This window comes from Sphingobium sp. MI1205 (assembly GCF_001563285.1).
GTDB lineage: Bacteria > Pseudomonadota > Alphaproteobacteria > Sphingomonadales > Sphingomonadaceae > Sphingobium.
This window is the reverse complement of the sequence record NZ_CP005188.1, coordinates 2,853,529-2,871,661: the sequence shown is the minus strand read 5'-3', so window position 1 is coordinate 2,871,661 and position 18,133 is coordinate 2,853,529. Positions and strand designations below refer to the sequence as shown.

19 protein-coding genes are annotated in these 18,133 nt (G+C 63.2%); 12 read left to right on the top strand and 7 right to left on the bottom strand.

From position 1 onward, the window contains the following. Positions 1 to 263: 263 nt before the first annotated feature. From K663_RS14200 to K663_RS14190, 3 genes are all read left to right on the top strand, one after another. Complete coding sequence (locus tag K663_RS14200; RefSeq protein WP_062118879.1) at positions 264 to 974, top strand: Bax inhibitor-1/YccA family protein; 711 nt, start codon at positions 264 to 266, stop codon at positions 972 to 974. Between the two features lie 2 nt (positions 975 to 976). After that, positions 977 to 1,258, top strand: a complete 282-nt coding sequence (locus K663_RS14195) for a TFIIB-type zinc ribbon-containing protein (protein ID WP_037465203.1) — start codon at positions 977 to 979, stop codon at positions 1,256 to 1,258. Between the two features lie 94 nt (positions 1,259 to 1,352). Next, positions 1,353 to 2,810 carry a mannose-1-phosphate guanylyltransferase/mannose-6-phosphate isomerase gene (locus K663_RS14190; protein ID WP_062118877.1) on the top strand — a complete coding sequence of 486 codons (1,458 nt, stop codon included), beginning with the start codon at positions 1,353 to 1,355 and terminating at the stop codon, positions 2,808 to 2,810. 96 nt (positions 2,811 to 2,906) lie between these two features. Here K663_RS14190 and polA read toward each other — a convergent pair whose 3' ends face one another. Then, entirely contained in the window at positions 2,907 to 5,693 is a 2,787-nt protein-coding gene (polA, locus tag K663_RS14185) for a DNA polymerase I (protein ID WP_062118874.1), read from the bottom strand. 166 nt (positions 5,694 to 5,859) lie between these two features. Between polA and K663_RS14180 the strand changes: the two genes are divergently transcribed. Next, positions 5,860 to 6,150: a hypothetical protein gene (locus tag K663_RS14180; protein ID WP_062118871.1), complete on the top strand. Its 291-nt coding sequence runs from the start codon at positions 5,860 to 5,862 to the stop codon at positions 6,148 to 6,150. 39 nt (positions 6,151 to 6,189) lie between these two features. Then, complete coding sequence (locus tag K663_RS14175; RefSeq protein ID WP_062118868.1) at positions 6,190 to 6,927, top strand: energy transducer TonB; 738 nt, start codon at positions 6,190 to 6,192, stop codon at positions 6,925 to 6,927. Between the two features lie 42 nt (positions 6,928 to 6,969). Here the strand turns inward: K663_RS14175 and arsC are convergent, their stop codons facing one another. The 5 genes from arsC to aroQ form a co-directional block, all read right to left on the bottom strand. Then, complete coding sequence (arsC, locus tag K663_RS14170) at positions 6,970 to 7,314, bottom strand: arsenate reductase (glutaredoxin) (protein WP_062118864.1); 345 nt, start codon at positions 7,312 to 7,314, stop codon at positions 6,970 to 6,972. Positions 7,315 to 7,320: 6 nt separating this feature from the next. Next, a complete protein-coding gene (locus K663_RS14165; RefSeq protein ID WP_062118860.1) occupies positions 7,321 to 7,515 on the bottom strand; it encodes a hypothetical protein in 195 nt (64 codons plus the stop codon). Between the two features lie 42 nt (positions 7,516 to 7,557). Then, positions 7,558 to 8,904, bottom strand: coding sequence for an acetyl-CoA carboxylase biotin carboxylase subunit (gene accC, locus K663_RS14160; RefSeq protein ID WP_062118858.1), 1,347 nt, complete (start codon positions 8,902 to 8,904; stop codon positions 7,558 to 7,560). Between the two features lie 14 nt (positions 8,905 to 8,918). Beyond that, positions 8,919 to 9,398 (bottom strand): acetyl-CoA carboxylase biotin carboxyl carrier protein, encoded by a 480-nt coding sequence (gene accB, locus K663_RS14155; RefSeq protein ID WP_062118853.1) that lies wholly within the window; start codon positions 9,396 to 9,398, stop codon positions 8,919 to 8,921. Positions 9,399 to 9,493: 95 nt separating this feature from the next. After that, entirely contained in the window at positions 9,494 to 9,934 is a 441-nt protein-coding gene (gene aroQ / locus K663_RS14150; RefSeq protein WP_062118850.1) for a type II 3-dehydroquinate dehydratase, read from the bottom strand. 112 nt (positions 9,935 to 10,046) lie between these two features. Between aroQ and thiS the strand changes: the two genes are divergently transcribed. From thiS to K663_RS14115, 7 genes are all read left to right on the top strand, one after another. Next, complete coding sequence (gene thiS, locus K663_RS14145) at positions 10,047 to 11,048, top strand: sulfur carrier protein ThiS (protein WP_083535915.1); 1,002 nt, start codon at positions 10,047 to 10,049, stop codon at positions 11,046 to 11,048. Between the two features lie 94 nt (positions 11,049 to 11,142). Continuing rightward, the gene (locus K663_RS14140) at positions 11,143 to 11,853 is read left to right on the top strand and encodes a CoA transferase subunit A (RefSeq protein ID WP_062118847.1); all 711 of its coding nucleotides are present in this window, start codon (positions 11,143 to 11,145) and stop codon (positions 11,851 to 11,853) included. After that, a complete protein-coding gene (locus K663_RS14135; RefSeq protein ID WP_201026639.1) occupies positions 11,853 to 12,503 on the top strand; it encodes a CoA transferase subunit B in 651 nt (216 codons plus the stop codon). The genes K663_RS14140 and K663_RS14135 overlap by 1 nt, the downstream gene beginning before the upstream one ends. Before the next feature lie 11 nt (positions 12,504 to 12,514). Further along, the gene (locus tag K663_RS14130) at positions 12,515 to 12,955 is read left to right on the top strand and encodes an HIT family protein (RefSeq protein ID WP_062118844.1); all 441 of its coding nucleotides are present in this window, start codon (positions 12,515 to 12,517) and stop codon (positions 12,953 to 12,955) included. Positions 12,956 to 13,005: 50 nt separating this feature from the next. Then, positions 13,006 to 14,304, top strand: a complete 1,299-nt coding sequence (locus K663_RS14125) for a glycosyltransferase family 4 protein (protein ID WP_062118841.1) — start codon at positions 13,006 to 13,008, stop codon at positions 14,302 to 14,304. Between the two features lie 75 nt (positions 14,305 to 14,379). Then, on the top strand, positions 14,380 to 15,978 hold the full coding sequence (locus K663_RS14120) for a capsular polysaccharide export protein, LipB/KpsS family (protein ID WP_062118838.1): 1,599 nt from the start codon (positions 14,380 to 14,382) through the stop codon (positions 15,976 to 15,978). Continuing rightward, complete coding sequence (locus K663_RS14115) at positions 15,971 to 17,239, top strand: capsule biosynthesis protein (RefSeq protein WP_062118835.1); 1,269 nt, start codon at positions 15,971 to 15,973, stop codon at positions 17,237 to 17,239. Before K663_RS14120 ends, K663_RS14115 begins: the two co-directional genes overlap by 8 nt. Here the strand turns inward: K663_RS14115 and K663_RS14110 are convergent. Beyond that, positions 17,232 to 18,047, bottom strand: a complete 816-nt coding sequence (locus tag K663_RS14110; RefSeq protein ID WP_145902279.1) for a phosphotransferase family protein — start codon at positions 18,045 to 18,047, stop codon at positions 17,232 to 17,234. The two genes, K663_RS14115 and K663_RS14110, sit on opposite strands and share 8 nt — an antisense overlap. Positions 18,048 to 18,133: the final 86 nt, after the last annotated feature.

The following is an 18,133-nucleotide window of genomic DNA, read 5'->3' as shown; positions in this document are numbered from 1 at the left end:
AAGACACCCTTTCGCCACTTTTGTAAAAAATTGTTGCCGATTGGCCGATCCCTTGCGCTTGGGCGTATCACTACCGATATTGCTCGTGCGGGCCGGGCCCCTCTGGCGGATGGCTTCCTTTGGGAAGCTGGACGTGATGTCGGACCGCATCGAGTGCGCTCGGTGCAGGTTCGTGGGCTATGCGCCCCCTCTCATAGCCTCACGAAGACCGCGCCGGGCCACTCGATCCACGTAATTATTTTGAAGGATGGAGTTTCAACGCCGTGAACAATCCCGTTCGTACACCGAATTATGGGACGACGCAGGCGGCGCAATATGACGCCGGCCTGCGCAGTCACATGCTGGGCGTCTTCCGTAACATGGGTATCGGTCTGGTCATCACTGGCCTGGTCGCCGCCTTCATCGGCAATACGCCCGTACTGGCCGCCGCGATCTTCGGTACGCCGCTGAAGTGGGTCGCGATCTTCGCGCCACTGGCTTTCGTGTTCTTCTTCAGCTTTCGCATCGAAAAGATGACGACGGCTGGCGCCCGCATGGCCTTCTACGCCTTTTCGGCGGTGATGGGCGTGTCGTTGGCCAGCATCTTCCTGGTCTTCACCGGGGGCAGCATCGCGCAGGCCTTCTTCTCGGCGTCGATCATGTTCCTGGCGATGGCGCTGTGGGGCTACACGACCGGGCGTGACCTGTCGAAGATGGGTTCGTTCCTGATCATGGGCCTGATCGGCATATTGGTCGCGAGCCTCATCAACATCTTCATCGGCTCGTCGGCCATGCAGATGGTGATCTCGATCATCGGCATCGTCGTCTTCACCGGCCTGACCGCCTGGGACACGCAGCGCATCAAGTCGGAATATTTCCACTATGCGGGGCACGAGGTCGCGGCGAAGATGCAGGTGATGGGGGCGCTGTCGCTGTACCTGAACTTCGTGAACCTCTTCCAGATGCTGCTCAGCCTGACGGGCGAAAGGGAATAATGATGCGGACTGCCGAGGCCGTGTCGGCCATGCTCTGCCCGGTCTGTCATGTCGGACTTGCCATGACGGACCGGCAAGGGGTGGAGATTGATTATTGCCCGCAATGCCGGGGCGTGTGGCTCGATCGCGGTGAACTGGACAAGATCATCGAACGATCCGGGCAGGGCGCGGCGCCCAGCGTAGCGCCACAGCAAAATTATCGGCCGGACCGTGATTACCGCGATGATGGCCGATATTATCAGAAGAAACGGAAGAAGAGCTTCCTGGAGGAGCTGTTCGACTAACGCAGAGGACGGCCATCGCGCCGTCCTTTTTTGGTTGGAGGCGCGCGCAATCGGGGGCTAGAGGTTCATCAGCTTCTTTTGCGTGAACAGGACCATGACGATTTCCAGCGCCGACACATTCCACATCACCCCGGTCATTCTGGCGGGAGGATCGGGCACGCGGCTGTGGCCGCTGTCGCGCAAATCCTATCCCAAGCAGTTCGTGCCGCTGCTGGGCGAAACGACGCTGTTCCGTTCCGCCGCGCGCAGGTTGTCCGGGGAGAATGAACAGTTCGCCTTCTCTCGCCCCCTGGTGCTGACCAACTCTCTGTTCCGCTTCATCATCGCAGAACAACTGGCGCTGGAGAATATCGACCCAGCGGCCATCCTGATCGAGCCGGAGGGCCGCAATACCGCGCCCGCCATATTGGCGGCGGCGCTGCATCTGATCGCGAAGGAGCCGGACGCGGTCATGCTGGTCGCCCCGTCCGACCATGTCGTGCCGGATGTGGATGCGTTTCATGCAGCGGTGGGCAAGGGGCTGGCGGCGGCCCAGCGGGGCGATCTGGTGACGTTCGGCATTCGCCCGACCCGGCCGGAAACGGGCTATGGCTATTTGGAGGCGGCGTCGAAGCCCGATGGCTCGGGTCAGCCGATGAAGCTGGCGAGCTTTGTCGAAAAGCCCAATATCGCGCGCGCCGAAGAGATGCTGGCGACGGGCAATTTTCTGTGGAATGCCGGTATTTTCCTGTTCGCTGCTAAGGATCTGGTCGCCGCATTTGAAAAGCATGCGCCCGGCATATTGGCGTCGGTGCGGTCGGCGGTGGAGCAGGCGGAGAGCGATCTGGGGTTCCTGAGGCTGGCGGCGGAGCCGTGGAGCCAGGCCGAGAATGTCGCGATCGACTATGCGATCATGGAGCGGGCAGACAATCTGTCGGTCGTCCCCTATGATTCGGACTGGTCGGACCTGGGCGGCTGGGACGCGGTATGGAGCCATTCGCAGCCGGACGAGCAGGGGGTGGCTCTGGCCGGGGCGGCGACGGCGATTGACTGTCGCGACACGCTGCTGCGGTCCGAAAGCGACGGGCTGGAGATTGTCGGGCTGGGCCTGAACAACATCGTGGCGGTCGCCATGAACGACGCGGTGCTGATCGCGGACAAATCACGCACGCAGGATGTGAAGCTGGTCGTGGAAGCCTTGCAGCGCAAGGGCGCGCCGCAGGCCGAGGCTTTCCCAAAGGATCACCGGCCATGGGGCTGGTATGAAAGCCTGGTCGTGGGTCCGCGTTTTCAGGTGAAGCGCATCACGGTGCTTCCGGGCGCGTCGCTCAGCCTGCAAAGCCATTTCCACCGGTCGGAACATTGGATCGTCGTCGAAGGCACCGCGAAGGTGACGGTGGGTGAAGAGGTTCAACTGCTGTCCGAGAACCAGTCCGTTTATGTCCCCGTGGGCGCGGTGCACCGGATGGAAAATCCCGGACGCATCCCGATGGTGTTCATCGAGGTGCAGACCGGCTCCTATGTGGGCGAGGATGACATTGTCCGCTATGAGGACCGCTACGCGAGGAACTAAGAGTCTCGTCATCCCAGCGAAAGCTGGGATCTCCCGAGGCTATGCCGTGTCCTGTTGCCTGGGATCCCAGCTTTCGCTGGGATGACGGAACAGGCGCTAATGCGCTGCCCCCCAGCTTGGGCCATGCCCGATTTCAACGCCCAGCGGCACGCTCAGCTTCACGATCGGTTCGGCCGCCGTTTCCATGACCCGGCGGATGACGGCGCTTGCCTGTTCGACATGGCCCTCGGGCAGCTCGAAAACCAATTCGTCATGGACCTGCAGCAGCATCTTCACATCGTTCAGCCCTTCGGCAGCAAGGGCAGGCCCCATGCGAACCATCGCTCGCTTGATGATGTCGGCGCTCGTGCCCTGAATCGGCGCGTTGATGGCGGCCCGTTCGGCGCCCTGCCGCTCATGCTGGATGGGCGCCTTGATGCGCGGGAACCATGTTTTTCGGCCGAACAGCGTCTCGGTATAGCCCCGCGCCCGCGCCTTTTCGAGCGTCTCGGTGATATAGAGGCTGATGCCGGGGAAGCGTTCATAATAGCGGCTGATCATGTCCTGCGCTTCGTCGGCGCTGATCTCCAGCCGCCCGGCAAGGCCCCAGCGGGATATGCCGTAGAGGATCGCGAAGTTGATGGTCTTGGCCCGCCCGCGCGTGTCGCGATTGACCTCTCCGAACAATTGCTGGGCGGTGGCGGCGTGAATGTCCTCGCCAGCAAGAAATGCGTCCCGAAGCGCGGGCACATCGGCGATGTGGGCGGCAAGGCGCAGTTCGATCTGGCTATAGTCCGCGGCCAATATCACGTTGCCCGGCTCGGCGACGAAGGCGTGGCGGATCTGGCGGCCGACTTCGGTGCGGATCGGGATGTTCTGGAGATTGGGATCGGTCGAGGACAGGCGGCCGGTCTGCGCGCCGGACAGCGAATAGCTGGTATGCACGCGGCTGCTGTCCCGGTTGATCTGCGCCTGAAGCGCGTCGGTATAGGTGGATTTGAGCTTCGATAGCTGCCGCCAGTCAAGGATCTTGCCCGCTATCTCCGCACCCTGCGCCTTCAATTGCTCAAGGATGGTGACGTCGGTGGAATAAGCGCCGGATTTGCCCTTCTTGCCCCCCTTGTACCCCATCTTGTCGAACAGGATCGCGCCCAGCTGCTGCGTCGATCCGATGGCGAAGGGCTGGCCCGCGATCTCGTGGATCTCGCCTTCCAGCTTGGCGATTTCGGTGGTGAACTCCCCGGAGAGGCGGGATAGCTGCTCGCGATCGACCTTGATCCCTTCATGCTCCATCCGCGCGATCACTGAAACGAGCGGGCGATCGACCAGTTCATAGACGCGGCTGGCCCCTTCATTGGCGATCCGGTTCTTGAAAATCTTCCACAGCCGCAGCGTGACGTCCGCATCTTCGGCGGCATATTCGGTCGCCTTGTCCAGCGGGACTTCGGCAAAGCTGATCTGGTTCTTGCCGCTGCCGCAGACATCCTTGAAGCTGATGCAGACATGGTTGAGGTGGGTGCGGGCCGCTTCGTCCATGCCGTGGCCCGCAAGGCTTTGTCCTGCGTCCAGATCGAAGCTCATGACGATGGTATCGTCATAGGGTGCGATCTCGATGCCGTGGCGGCGCATGACCGTCAGGTCATATTTCAGATTCTGGCCGATCTTGAGGACGCTGTCGTCCTCCAGCAGCGGCTTCAACTTCGCGAGGACCAGGTCTTTGGGCAGTTGGTCGGGCTTTTCCGCGAACATGTCCTTTCCGCCATGACCGACCGGGATGTAGCAGGCCGCGTTGGGGCCGACGGCCATGCTGATGCCGACCAGCGCGCAGGACACGCAATCGAGCATGTCGGTTTCGGTATCGACGGCGACGAAGCCCTCGGCATGCGCGGCGGCGATCCAGCGGTCGAGCGCTTCTTCGCTCACCACTGTCTCGTAAAGGCTGCGGTCGATTGGCGGTTCTTCTTCGAGAACCGGCGCGCCGGGCGGTGTCGATTCCGTAACGGCGAGCGCGGCGGTCGCTACCGCAACCGCAGCGGCGGGCGCGCCAAGGCGGGTAAGGAGCGACTTGAAGCCATGATGTTCCAGGAAGTTCTGGAGCGGCTCGGGCGGGATGCCCTTGAGCGTCAAATCCTCCAGCGGCTCTGGCAGGTCCATGCCGTCGTGCAGCGCCACCAGCCTGCGCGACAGGCGGGCCATGTCGGCATGGGCGATCAGGTTTTCCTGCATCTTCGACTTCTTCATCGAAGGGGCAGCTTCCAGCGCCGCTTCCAGGCTGCCATATTCGCTGATCAGCTTGGCGGCGGTCTTGGGGCCGATGCCAGGGATGCCGGGGACATTATCGACGCTGTCGCCCATCAGCGCCAGGACGTCGCCCAACTGCTCCGGCTGAACGCCGAACTTGGTCATCACATAGTCCGCGCCGCGCCGCTCATTCTTCATCGTGTCGTACATGTCGACGCCGGGCTGGATCAGCTGCATCAGGTCCTTGTCGGAACTGACGATGGTCACGTGCCATCCCGCCGCGACGGCGGCCTTGGTATAGCTGGCGATGATGTCGTCGGCTTCGAAACCCGCTTCCTCGATGCAGGGCAGCGAAAAAGCGCGGGTCGCGTCGCGGATCATCGGGAATTGCGGGACCAGGTCTTCGGGCGCGGGCGGACGGTTCGCCTTATACTGGTCGTACATGTCGTTGCGGAAGGTGTGGCTGCCCTTGTCCAGTACCACGGCGAGGTGGGTGGGCCCTTCCGCCTTGCCCAGTTCCTCGGCCAGCTTCCACAGCATGGTGGTATAGCCATAAACCGCGCCGACCGGCTGGCCATGCTTGTTGGTGAGCGGTGGAAGCTGGTGATAGGCGCGGAAGATATAGCCGCTGCCATCGACAAGATAGAGGTGATTCTGGGACATGGCGCAGGGGATAGCGGGTTATCCCGGGGCGCTCCAGTGCGGTTGTTGGCCCGTCCGCCTTGCCTCGACAGGCGAGGGACGCATCGAAAAGCGCTGGGCGCGCAACGATGTAATCGAACTTATCGCCGTCTCCCTCGTTCTTAGCTCACCAATATGGAGACGAGCCATGAAGAAAATGATTTTGCTGGTTACAGGTTTGGCGGCCGCGGCCAGCGTCGGCGGCTGCGCGCGCGAAACGACGCGTGACGGCCTGCGCGGTGCCGGGATCGGCGCGGTGGGTGGCGCTGTAGCAGGCGCATTGGTTCCTGGCCTTGGCGTTGCCGAAGGCGCAGCGATCGGCGCTGCAGGCGGTGCGGCCGTGGGCGTCGCGACTTCGGACGGCGACCGCCGGTGGCAGCGCGACCGTCGCGGCCGCGAATATTATATCGATCGCAACGGCCGCCGCGTTTACCGTTAATCGGCATCGCGCCGTGCAGGATGCACGGACATCAACAAAATGAAGAATATCTGGGCGCAGCGGTGGCCGGGGTCTGGCAAGGTCGCTCCGGCGATCGCTGCGCTCGTCGTCAATTTTCTGATCGGCTATGCCCTGATTTCGGGGCTGCGCGTTGGCCCATTATGGCGGGCGATAACGGATGATGCGCCACTGACTCTGCTGAATCTCGCGCCGCCGGTCGATTCTGAGCCAGAACCCCCGAAAATCGAAAAGCCACGGGAAATCAAACCCGCTGGCGGCTCCACGCCTGCACCGCAGGTGCGGCCAAAGCCGATAATTGAGGAGAGCGCAATTGTCGCGCCTCCGCCTGTCGTCTCCCTCCCTGCGCCAACATTGCCTGCTCCTGCGGCGTCCACGGAGGCGGCCAACGGGATCGGCGCAGGCGACGAGGGACGCGGCAGCGGATCAGGGCGAGGCGATGGCGCCGGTGAGGGAAGCGGAACCGGTGATGGCGGCGAATTTTCGCGCGCCAGGCAGACCGACGGGCGTTTTCGAAATTCCGATTTCCCCGACTGGCTGCGCGGGGTCGGCCGCCTGAAAATTGGCGTCCGATATGCCATAGGTCCGTCAGGCCGTGTCGACAAATGCGAGATTATTGAAGGCAGCGGCTATGCGGAGGTTGATGCCATGACCTGCCGCATCATCAGGGAGCGTTATCGGTTTCGTCCTGCTCGCGATCCCGAAGGATATGCTGTTACCGAGGTGAGGGAGGAAGATTATCGCTGGCGAGTGCGGTAGAGAAGGCGACCAAGACTTGCCCTGCCGAGCCTTGGCTTATCCTTAAAGCACTTCGCTTGCCCGTTCGGGCGGCCGGGCGATGACCGCGCCTTTTTCGGTAATGACGATGGCCCGCTCGATCAGGATCGGGTGCAGCGCCATGGCGTCAAGGATCGCCTCGTCATCCGTGACGTCTAGGCCGATTTCCTTCACCACCGCTTCGCCCTTGCGGAGCGCTTGCGAGGGGCGGACGCCCGCCTTCTTCAGCACCGCTGCGATTTCGGCGCGAGCGGGCGGGGTCTTGAGATATTCGACGACCTCGACAACAACCTCCGGCGTTTCCTGCAGAATCGCCAGCGCGGCCCGTGACTTGGAACAGCGGGGGTTGTGCCAGATGGTCGCCTTCATGCCCTGTTACCTGCTGTGCTCGATCGGATTGCCGGACTGATACAGCTCGACTTCCATGTTCGAGAAGAAATATTTGAAATTCCAGTAGGCGTAATAGGGGAGCGCCAGCCCAAGCGTCACCACGCACAGCAGGAGCAGGCCGAGCGACATGATGAAATATTCAAGGAAGTGGCCCGTGAAAACAATCTTTCCCTTTTGCATTCCCGTTCCCCCCATTGAACAAATCTGAAAATTCCGGCCCGCTTATTCGTCGCGGGCCAGCCATTCCTCCAGCCACTTGATCGTGTAGTCGCCATTCAGGAACTCCGGGTCTCGGAGCAGCTTCTGGTGCAGGGGGATCGTGGTCTTCATGCCTTCGATCACATATTCCTCCAGCGCGCGGCGCAATCGCATGATCGCCCCTTCGCGCGTTCGGCCATAGACGATCAGCTTGCCGATCATGCTGTCGTAATAGGGTGGCACCTTATAGCCCTGATACAGGCCACTATCGACGCGGACATGCATGCCGCCGGGGACATGATAGCTGGTGACGGTGCCGGGCGACGGCGCGAAGGTCCGGGGATCTTCGGCGTTGATGCGGCATTCGATGGCGTGGCCCTGAAACTCGATATCCTGCTGCTCGACCGACAGCGGCTTGCCCTCGGCAATGCGGATCTGTTCACGGACCAGGTCGATGCCGGTGATCATTTCGGTTACCGGATGCTCCACCTGCAGGCGGGTGTTCATCTCGATGAAGTAGAATTCGCCATTTTCCCACAGGAACTCGATCGTGCCCGCGCCGCGATAGGCCATGTCGGCCATCGCCTTGCGCACCACTTCGCCCATCTGGTTCCGCTCGGCGGTGGAAAGGACGGGTGAGGGCGCTTCCTCCAGCACCTTCTGGTGGCGGCGCTGGAGCGAACAGTCGCGCTCGCCCAGATGGATGGCGTTGCCCTTGCCGTCGCCGAACACCTGGAATTCAATATGCCGGGGGTTGCCCAGATATTTTTCCATATAGACGGTATCGTCGCCAAAGGCGGCCTTTGCTTCCGAACCCGCCTGCTTCATCAGCGTTTCAAGCTGGTCTTCGGAAGGCACGACCTTCATGCCGCGCCCGCCGCCGCCCGAAGCTGCCTTGATCAGGACGGGATAGCCGATCTTCGTCGCGACCTCCCTCGCCTCATCGAAGCTGGAAAGCGCGCCATCCGATCCGGGGACCAGCGGCAGGCCCAGTGCGCCTGCGGTCCGCTTTGCCTCGACCTTGTCGCCCATGATGCGGATATGTTCGGGCTTGGGACCGACGAAGGCGATGTTATGCGCCTCCACGATTTCCGCGAACTGCGCATTTTCCGACAGGAAGCCATAGCCCGGATGGATCGCATCCGCGCCGGAGATTTCCGCGGCCGAAATGATCGCCGCGACGTTCAGATAGCTGTCCTTGGCCGCGGGCGGGCCGATGCAGATCGCCTCGTCGGCGAGCCGCACATGCATGGCGTCGGCGTCGGCGGTGGAATGGACCGCGACCGTCTTGATGCCCATTTCGTGGCAGGCGCGATGGATGCGGAGCGCGATTTCGCCCCGGTTGGCGATCAGCAGCTTTTCGATGGCCATGGAGTTACGCGGCCTTATTCGATGACGATCAGCGGCTGGTCATATTCGACCGGCTGGCCATTTTCGACCAGCACCGCCTTGACCGTGCCCGATGCGGGAGCCGGAATGGCGTTCATTACCTTCATCGCTTCGACGATGACCAGCGTTTCGCCCTGCTTCACGGTCGAACCGACGCTGACGAAGGGCGCCGCGCCCGGCTCGGCAGCCAGATAGGCGGTGCCGACGATCGGCGAACGCACGGCATTGCCCGAAGGCAGCGCCGGTTCAGCCGAGGCGGCGGCAGGCGCGGGCGCTGCGGGCGCGGCCATCGGGGCCGGGGCATGCATATAGGCGGGAGCGCCGCCACCGCCGCCGGCCTTGCGCGCGACGCGGATCTTGCGATCGCCGTCCTCCACCTCGATTTCCGTCAGGTTGGTGTCGTCGAGCAACGCGGCGAGATCCCGCACCAACTGCACATCCACCTGCATTGCGCCCTTTTCCTGCTTGTCGTTCATTTGAAGTCCCTGGACGGTGAATATCGTTACTGCTGCCCGCGCCTATGCGTATTTGGGGCCAAGCGCAACTTTTGAGCGCCAAAATGACCGGGCGCCTACAATTCCAGCGCCGCTTCGAGCGCCAGCATGTAGGACATTGCGCCAAAGCCCGCCACGGTTCCCTTCGCCGCCATGCCGACATAGCTTTTATGACGGAATGGCTCGCGCATGTGCGGGTTGGACAGATGGACTTCGATGACGGGCACGCTGATGCCCTTGATCGCGTCATGCAGCGCGACCGATGTGTGCGTCAGGCCGCCCGGATTGATGATGACGGCATGGGCGCCCTCTGCATGCGCCTCCTGCAGCCAGTCGATCAGATGGCCTTCATGGTTGGACTGGCGGAAATCGACCTCGACATGGGCGCGGGTCGCCGCATCCTCCATCCGTTCGGCAATATCGTCCAGCGTATCATAGCCGTAGATTTCCGGCTCCCGCGTGCCCAGCATGTTGAGGTTCGGGCCGTTCAACACATAGATTTTGCGCGCGTCGGCCATGGCAGTCCCCCTTATGGTTGCGAGTGGGGCACTGCCGCCCCTATATGCGCCCTGACCTTTAGCCTTTCGTGTCGCGCCAAGTCGAGACACCTTCTTTGCCGGGAACAAAGCATTGCACGTCGACGGAACCCTATCCATCCACATCAACGGCGAGCATCGCCGGGTGCGCGCGGGCCTCACGCTGGCCGAACTGGCGAGCGAACTGGGGTTCGTGCCTGAAAAGGTGGCGGTCGAGCGGAACCTTGAAGTCGTGCCCCGTTCCACCCTGACGCAGGTGCTGGTGGAGGATGGCGACGAACTGGAAATCGTGCATTTCGTCGGCGGTGGCGATGTGTCGGCTGTCGAGGGCGACAACTGGACCGTGGCGGGCAAGACCTTCCGGTCGCGCCTGATTGTCGGCACGGGGAAATACAAGAATTTTGAACAGAATGCGGCGGCGGTCGCGGCTTCGGGGGCGGAAATCGTCACCGTCGCGGTGCGGCGCGTCAATGTGTCGGACCCCAATGCGCCGATGCTGACCGACTTCATCGACCCGAAGAAGATCACCTACCTGCCCAACACCGCGGGCTGCTACACCGGCGAGGAGGCGATCCGCACGCTACGCCTGGCGCGCGAGGCGGGCGGTTGGGATCTGGTCAAGCTGGAGGTGTTGGGCGAGGCGCGGACGCTCTATCCCGACATGGTGGAAACGCTGCGCGCGACAGATATTCTCGCCAAGGAAGGCTTCAAGCCGATGGTCTATTGCGTCGATGATCCGATCGCCGCGAAACGGCTGGAGGATGCGGGCGCGGTGGCGATCATGCCGCTGGGCGCGCCCATTGGATCGGGCCTGGGCATCCAGAACCGCGTGACCATCCGGCTGATCGTTGAAGGCACCAAGCTGCCGGTTCTGGTCGATGCGGGCGTCGGCACCGCGTCGGAAGCGGCCGAGGCGATGGAGCTTGGCTGTACCGGCGTGCTGATGAACACGGCGATAGCCGAAGCGAAAGACCCGGTGCTGATGGCGGCCGCCATGAAGGCGGGGGTGGAGGCAGGGCGCATGGCCTACCGCGCGGGCCGGATGGGCAAGCGGCTCTATGCCGATCCGTCCAGTCCGCTCGCCGGACTGATCTGATCACAGGCCGGGCGCAAATTTCGCCATCGCAGCAAATTGACCGTCCGGCCACTACCTCTTATGGCGCTCGATAAAGTTCAGGAGGAGGCTGGCGATGGTGAAGAAACTATACCCCGATGCTGCGAGTGCGTTGGAGGGCCTTCTCTTCGAGGGCATGCATCTGTGCGCAGGCGGTTTTGGCCTGTGCGGCATCCCGGAGCGTTTGATCGACGCGATCCGCGACAGCGGTGTCAAGGATCTGACGATCGCCTCCAACAATGCCGGCATCGACGGCGAGGGGCTGGGCAAGCTGCTGCGCACGCGACAGGTGAAGAAGATGATCTCTTCCTATGTCGGCGAGAACAAGGAATTCGAGCGGCAATATCTTTCAGGCGAGCTGGAAGTCGAATTTTGCCCCCAGGGCACGTTGGCGGAGCGTTGCCGTGCAGGCGGCGCGGGTATTCCGGGCTTCTACACCAAGACCGGTGTCGGCACGGCGGTGGCCGAGGGCAAGGAAGTGAAGAATTTCGACGGGCAGGATTATATCCTGGAACGCGGCATCTTCGCCGACGTCGCCATCATCAAGGGCTGGAAGGCCGACGAAAGCGGCAACCTCATCTTCCGCAAGACCGCGCGCAATTTCAATGCGCCGATGGCAACCGCCGCCAGAATCTGCGTCGCCGAGGTTGAGGAAGTGGTGCCGGTCGGGAGCCTTGACCCCGACAGCATCCATTTGCCCGGCATCTATGTGAAGCGCATGATTATCGGCGCGCCCTATGACAAGAAAATCGAATTCCGCACCGTGCGCCAGAGGGAGACCGCGTGATGGCTCAGGAAACCAAAGGCTGGACCCGTGACGAGATGGCCGCGCGGGCGGCGAAGGAGCTGAAGGACGGCTTCTACGTGAATTTGGGCATCGGCATTCCGACACTTGTCGCAAACCATATCCCGGCGGGCGTGGAAGTGACGCTGCAATCGGAAAACGGCATGCTCGGCATCGGTCCCTTCCCCTATGAGGGTGAGGAGGATGCCGACCTCATCAATGCGGGCAAGCAGACGATCAGCGAGCTGCCCAGCACGGTCTATTTCTCCAGCGCAGACAGTTTCGCCATGATTCGCGGCGGGCATATCGACCTCACCGTGCTGGGCGCGATGGAAGTCGGGGAAAATGGCGACATCGCCAACTGGATGATTCCCGGCAAGATGATCAAGGGCATGGGCGGCGCGATGGATCTGGTCGCGGGCGTCAAGAAGATCATCGTCGTCATGGAACATACCTCCAAGAACGGCGATCCCAAGTTCATCCCGGCCTGCACCCTGCCGCTGACGGGCAAGAATGTGGTCGATATGATCGTCACCGACCTTTGCGTGTTCCAGCGTCCCGATCATGACAGCCCGTTCAAGCTGGTCGAACTCGCACCGGGCGTGACGGCGGAGGAAGTCGCCGCTAAGACCACGGCTCATTATCTGAGCTGAGGAATGGTGGCATGAGCCTGGACGGCACCTATGACGAAGCCAATGTCTTCGCCCTGATCCTGCAAGGGAAAATTCCTTCGACCAAATTATATGAGGATGAGCATACATATGCCTTCCTCGACATCCAGCCGCAGTCGAAGGGGCATAGCCTGGTCATTTCCAAATGGTCCAAGGCGCGCAACATCCTGGAGATAGAGGATGAGGCGCTGGCGCAGGTCATGGCCACGGTGAAGAAGGTTGCCGTCGCGACGCGCAAGGCGCTTAATCCTGACGGCATCCATGTCGCGCAGTTCAACGGCGCACCGGCCGGGCAGACCGTCTATCACCTGCACTTCCATATCGTGCCGCGATGGGTGGGCGGGCCGACCGGCTTTTCCGCTCATGCACAGGGCAATTTCGCCGATGCAGCCGATCTGGAAGCGCTGGCGGAAGAGATTCGTGCCCAGTTCTAAGCTGCGGCCCTGTTCCATGACCGGTCTTTTGCGGGTGAGAGGGCGCTGACATGGCGCTGAAGCCGTTTAAGGCGCCGGGCGCCCGGCTGGCGCTACGGTCCAAGCCCGCGCGCCAATATTTCTCCGCCGCAGGGGGAGAGGCGGAGGTGATCCTCGACATCTCGCGCCTGCTGTCGCGCAGTTTCCACGCTGCGCCAACCGGCATCGACCGGGTCGAATATGTCTATGCGCGCGAATTGCTGGAGCGCATGCCGGACAGGCTCGCCTTTGCCGCCGTGCATCCGGCGGGGGGCTATTATGGCCGGCTGAACGAGGCTGCCGTGCGTCAGTTCCTGGCCTTCACCGCCGCGCGGTGGCGTAACAGCACTGCCAGTGATGAGGCGGCGAGCAGGGCGGTCGTCATCAAGCACCTGATCGCGCTGCGCCCGCGCCCCGTGCCGCCTGCCACCCGGCCGCGCGTCTATTTACAGGTGTCGCCCCATCATCTTGACGATCCCGATCAGGTCGGCGCGATCCTGCGGGCGGAAGGCGCGCGTTTCGTGACGCTGGTGCATGATGTCATACCGCTCACCCACCCGGAATTCGCCCGGCCGCAGGGCGCGCAGGAACATCTCCGCCGGGTGCGGACGATCGATCGCTTCGCGCACGGCATCATCGGCAACAGCCAGGCGACCATCGACGCGCTCGCCCCGCACATGACGAGCGGGCTGGAGGGCAGGCAGCTTTGTGTCGCCCATTTCGGCGCCGATCCCCCAGACCTTTTTGGTGGCGAAAGCCATGCCGTGCCGACGCGGCCCTATTTCGTCTATATCTCGACCATCGAGCCGCGTAAAAATCACCTGCTGTTGCTGAACGTCTGGCGGCGGCTGGTGGAGCGGCTGGGGGATGACGCGCCAGTGCTGGTGCTGATCGGGCGGCGCGGCTGGGAAAATGAGAATGTCGTCGACATGCTGGAACGCGCGGAAATATTGCGCGGCCATGTGATCGAAGCGGGCAGCGTGCCGGACACCGAAATGCATGCGCTGATTGCCGGGGCGCGGGCGATGTTGATGCCGTCTTTCGAGGAAGGCTTCGGCATCCCGGTGATCGAAGCGCTGTCGGTCGGCGTCCCCGTGATCTGCAGTGATATCATCGCGCATCGGGAAGTGGGCGGAGAGGCGCCGGACTATCTCGATCCTCTCGATGGCCTTGGATGGATGCGGATGATCGACGCCTATCGCCAGCCGGATTCACCGGAGCGTGCCGCCCAGATGGCGCGCATCGGCGCCTGGCGCGCGCCGCGCTGGTCGGACTATTTCGACGTCATCGCGCGGCTGCTGGACGAGGTGACGGCTTCGGCCTTCGCTTGACGTCGTTCCGGGGGGCGATCATGAAATCCCTGTGCATACTTGCTTTTCCGCTGCGCGCGATGCGGCCTTCATAGAATGAAGGCGCGACCTTTCCTGCGTTCGCCGCCCTTCCCTGGGATCGCGCGGACCGTTGCGGCGGTCAGCGCCGTCGGCGATGCCGTTCATGATGCGTCGGCGGTGCCCGACAGCCTGCTCGATCAGATCGCGCAGGCTCGCGTTGGCGGAACATTCTGGGGCTATCGGCGGGAGGGCGTGAAGCTCGTCGCACGTGCGGGCTGCCCGTTCGATGGTCAGGGGCTGGGCCCTGCGGAAATCGCGATCCTTCCCGTGCGCGAGCGTTCCAGACCCGTAGATCCGTGGAGCCTGGTGGCGCAGGCGCAATCGGTCCACGCCCCTGCCGAGGACGAGCTGGCGATTATTGCCGGCCTGCTGGGCGTGCCGGTGCATGGCCCTGACGGCACCGTGATTGCGCCCGAACGGCTACGCCATTCGGCAAAGCAGGCGATCGCGGCGGCAGCCTATCGCGACTGTTTCAGCGGTGCGGTCGCCACCGCCGAGGATGCGGTGCGGCAGCTTGCCGACTGGCGCAGGCATCTGGACGGCAATCGCGACATCGCCGCCGCCAGCGGCATGGCCCTCTGGAAGCGGGAGGCGATGCGGCGGTTCCTGTGGGATGGGGTGCGTTCGCCCCCCTTCCTGTCTCCTCCGGCGGGATTGCGACGGGCAAGGCGGGCAGGGGGATCGCTGGCGGTCTGGCCCTCGCGCGTTCCTGCCAGTCTGCTGGAAGAAGCCCGCGCGAAGGCCGTGCCGATCGCCCACGTCGAAGACGGCTTCCTGCGTTCCAAGGGGCTGGGCGCTGCACTGACGCCGCCGGGGTCCGTGGTGATCGACCGGCAGGGCATCTATTATGATGCGTCACGGCCAAGCGATCTGGAAAGCCTGCTCGCGACCCATGATTTTCGGCCCGCGCTGGTCGAGCGCGCCCGCCGCCTGCGCTTGGCGATCCGGGCTTCGGGCGTCACCAAATATGGTCAGGAAGCGGGCCGGATGCTCGACCTTCCGACCACGCGGCGGACGGTACTGGTCGTCGGGCAGGTGGAGGACGACCTGTCGGTCCAGCTGGGCGGGGCGGGGGTCGCGGGCAACCTGGACCTGTTGCAACGGGTGCGGCGGGCCGAACCCGACGCTCACATCATCTACCGCCCTCATCCCGATGTGCAGGCGGGGCTGCGGCGCGGACACCTGAGCGATGCGATGGTGCATCGGCATGCCGACGTCCTGGATACCGGCGCGCCACTGATGACGCTGGTTCAGACGGTGGACGAGGTGCATGTGCTGTCGTCCCTCACCGGGTTCGAGGCGCTGCTGCGCGACCGGCCGGTGACGGTGCATGGCATGCCATTCTATGCGGGCTGGGGCCTGACGCGTGACCTGGCCCAGCCGAATGAACGGCGCGGGCGCACGTTGACCATCGACCAGCTTGTCGCCGCCGCCTTGATTCTCTATCCTCGCTATCTGGACCCGGTAACCCGGTTGCCCTGCGGCCCCGAAATCATGGTGGAACGCTTGGGCAGCGGATCGACGTCACCTATTTCATGGCTCATCCGGCTACGGACGCTACAGGGGAAAATACAAAGATTTATGACATTGTCCGCCGAGTATCTTCATGGCTGACAGCCAGACCAAGACCTTCCTTTTCCTGCAGGGCCCACACGGACCGTTTTTTGCGATGCTGGCCGACGCGCTGCGGATGCGGGGGCATGCAGCGCTGCGGATCAACATCAATGGCGGCGACAAGGTCGATTGGCCGGGGGAAGCGACGGACTATCGCGGCTCCTTCCGCAACTGGCCGCTCTTCTTCGACGATTTCATCGTCCAGCATGGCGTCACCGACCTGATCCTCTATGGCGACTGCCGCCCCTATCATGCGTCTGCGCACAAGATGGCGCGGTTGCGGGGCCTGCGCGTCCATGTGCTGGAGGAAGGCTATATCCGCCCGGACTTCATGACGTTGCAGAAGGATGGCGTGAACGGCAACTCCACCCTCCCGCTCGACCCGCAATGGTATCTGGATCAGGCGCGCGACCTGCCGCCGGAAGGCGGACGGGAACCGCAGGTTCCATCGACCTTCCGGCAACGTGCGGTCAACACCACGCGCAACGGGCTGGCGTCGGCGATGATGTGGCCGATCTTTCCCTTCTACCGCACGCACCGGCCGCACAGCTTCCTGCTGGAGGCTGCCGGATGGTTGAAAAAACTGATGCTGCGCAAGAGCGACGTGCGCGCCTCGCACATCGAGTGGGAGAAGGTGAAGGACAAGGCTTTCTTCACCCTGCCGCTGCAACTCGATTCCGATTACCAGATCCGCGTCCACTCGCCCTTCGGCAATATGCGCGCTGCGCTGCGCTTCGTGATCAAGAGCTTCGCCCGCTATGCGCCGGAGGGCACATCCCTGCTCGTGAAGCGGCATCCGCTCGATTCGGGGCTGGTCGCTTGGGAGCGGCTGACCCGCCGCCTTGCCGCTCGCTATGGCGTGGAAGACCGCGTCTATTATCTGGCTGATATGGACATTGCCCAGGTGGTGGGGCGGTCACTCGGCGTTGTCACGGTGAACAGCACAGTGGGCACACTGGCGCTCAACAAGGGCAAGCCGGTGCTGGTGCTGGGCCATGCGGTCTACAAGGTGCCGGGCGTCGTCTACAAGGGCACGTTGGACGAATTCTGGATCAATCCTGGCGCTCCCGACCAGGCGCTCTATGCCGCTTTCCGCCGGGTGCTGATCGACCGCTGCCTGATACGCGGCGGGCTGCTCAGCGATCAGGGCCTTGCGATGCTGGTGAGCAATGCGGTGCAGCGTCTTTGCGCGGAGCCGCCGTCTGCGGAAGGGGCGTGGCAGGCGCGTGTCAGGCGCGGCAATCTGGCCAGCGTCAGCTGATCGTTGGCAGCCCGGCGCTGCGCAGCGCCTTATTCAGATAGCGGTGAAAGGCGGCGGCGCGGACTGGCGGCCGCGCCCTCATCCAGGCGAGCGCGACCACGGGCCGCCACAGGCGCAACTCATCCTCTCCGACACCGCTTTCCCGGCGATAGGCTCTGCCCAGATAGCGCGCCGCCCAATCGCGCCATAGCGTAGTGATCGGATCGGCAGGTCCCTCGCCAAAGCGCATCAGCATCTCGCTACGCACCGCATCGGCGGCAGGGGCTCCCGTCGCGGCCTTCGCCCAATCCAGGATGACCAGATCGCCGTTGCTGACGAGAATATTGTCGATATGAAAATCGCCATGCAGCAGCTGGCCGGCGTCGGGCAGGCGATGCAGATATTCGATCGCCGCCCGCTTGATGGCATCGGGGGCCGGGCCATAGTCGATATCGGTCCGCAGCACCGATTTCACGCTCCGCAATCCTGACACGGGCTGGCGATGGACGGCGTGGAGAAGGCTGGCCATGCCGCGCAGCAGGCTGGCCGCCGACAGCGGTTTCCTGCGGATCGCCGCTGCAACCGACACGCCGCTGACCTCCGGGTAGATCAGCGCTGGCTTCTGCCCGACAGTGACGCGGATACGCGGCGCGGCGGTCGGCAGGCGCAGCGATGCCGCCATTCCTGCCGCGGCCATTTCCCGCGCTATCATCTCTTCGGACACGGCGGCGTGGAAAATCTTGATGACCTCTCCCCCGCCGATCCTGAACACTTCGGAGCTTTTCCCGCGGCCCAGCAGCGTCCAGTCGCTCCCTATCTCATCGAACATGCGCTGCGTCATTTCCTTGGGCCTATGGATTTGCCGATCCGCCAATTGATGGTAGCTGCGGCCGACAAGGATTCCAGGAGCTTGCC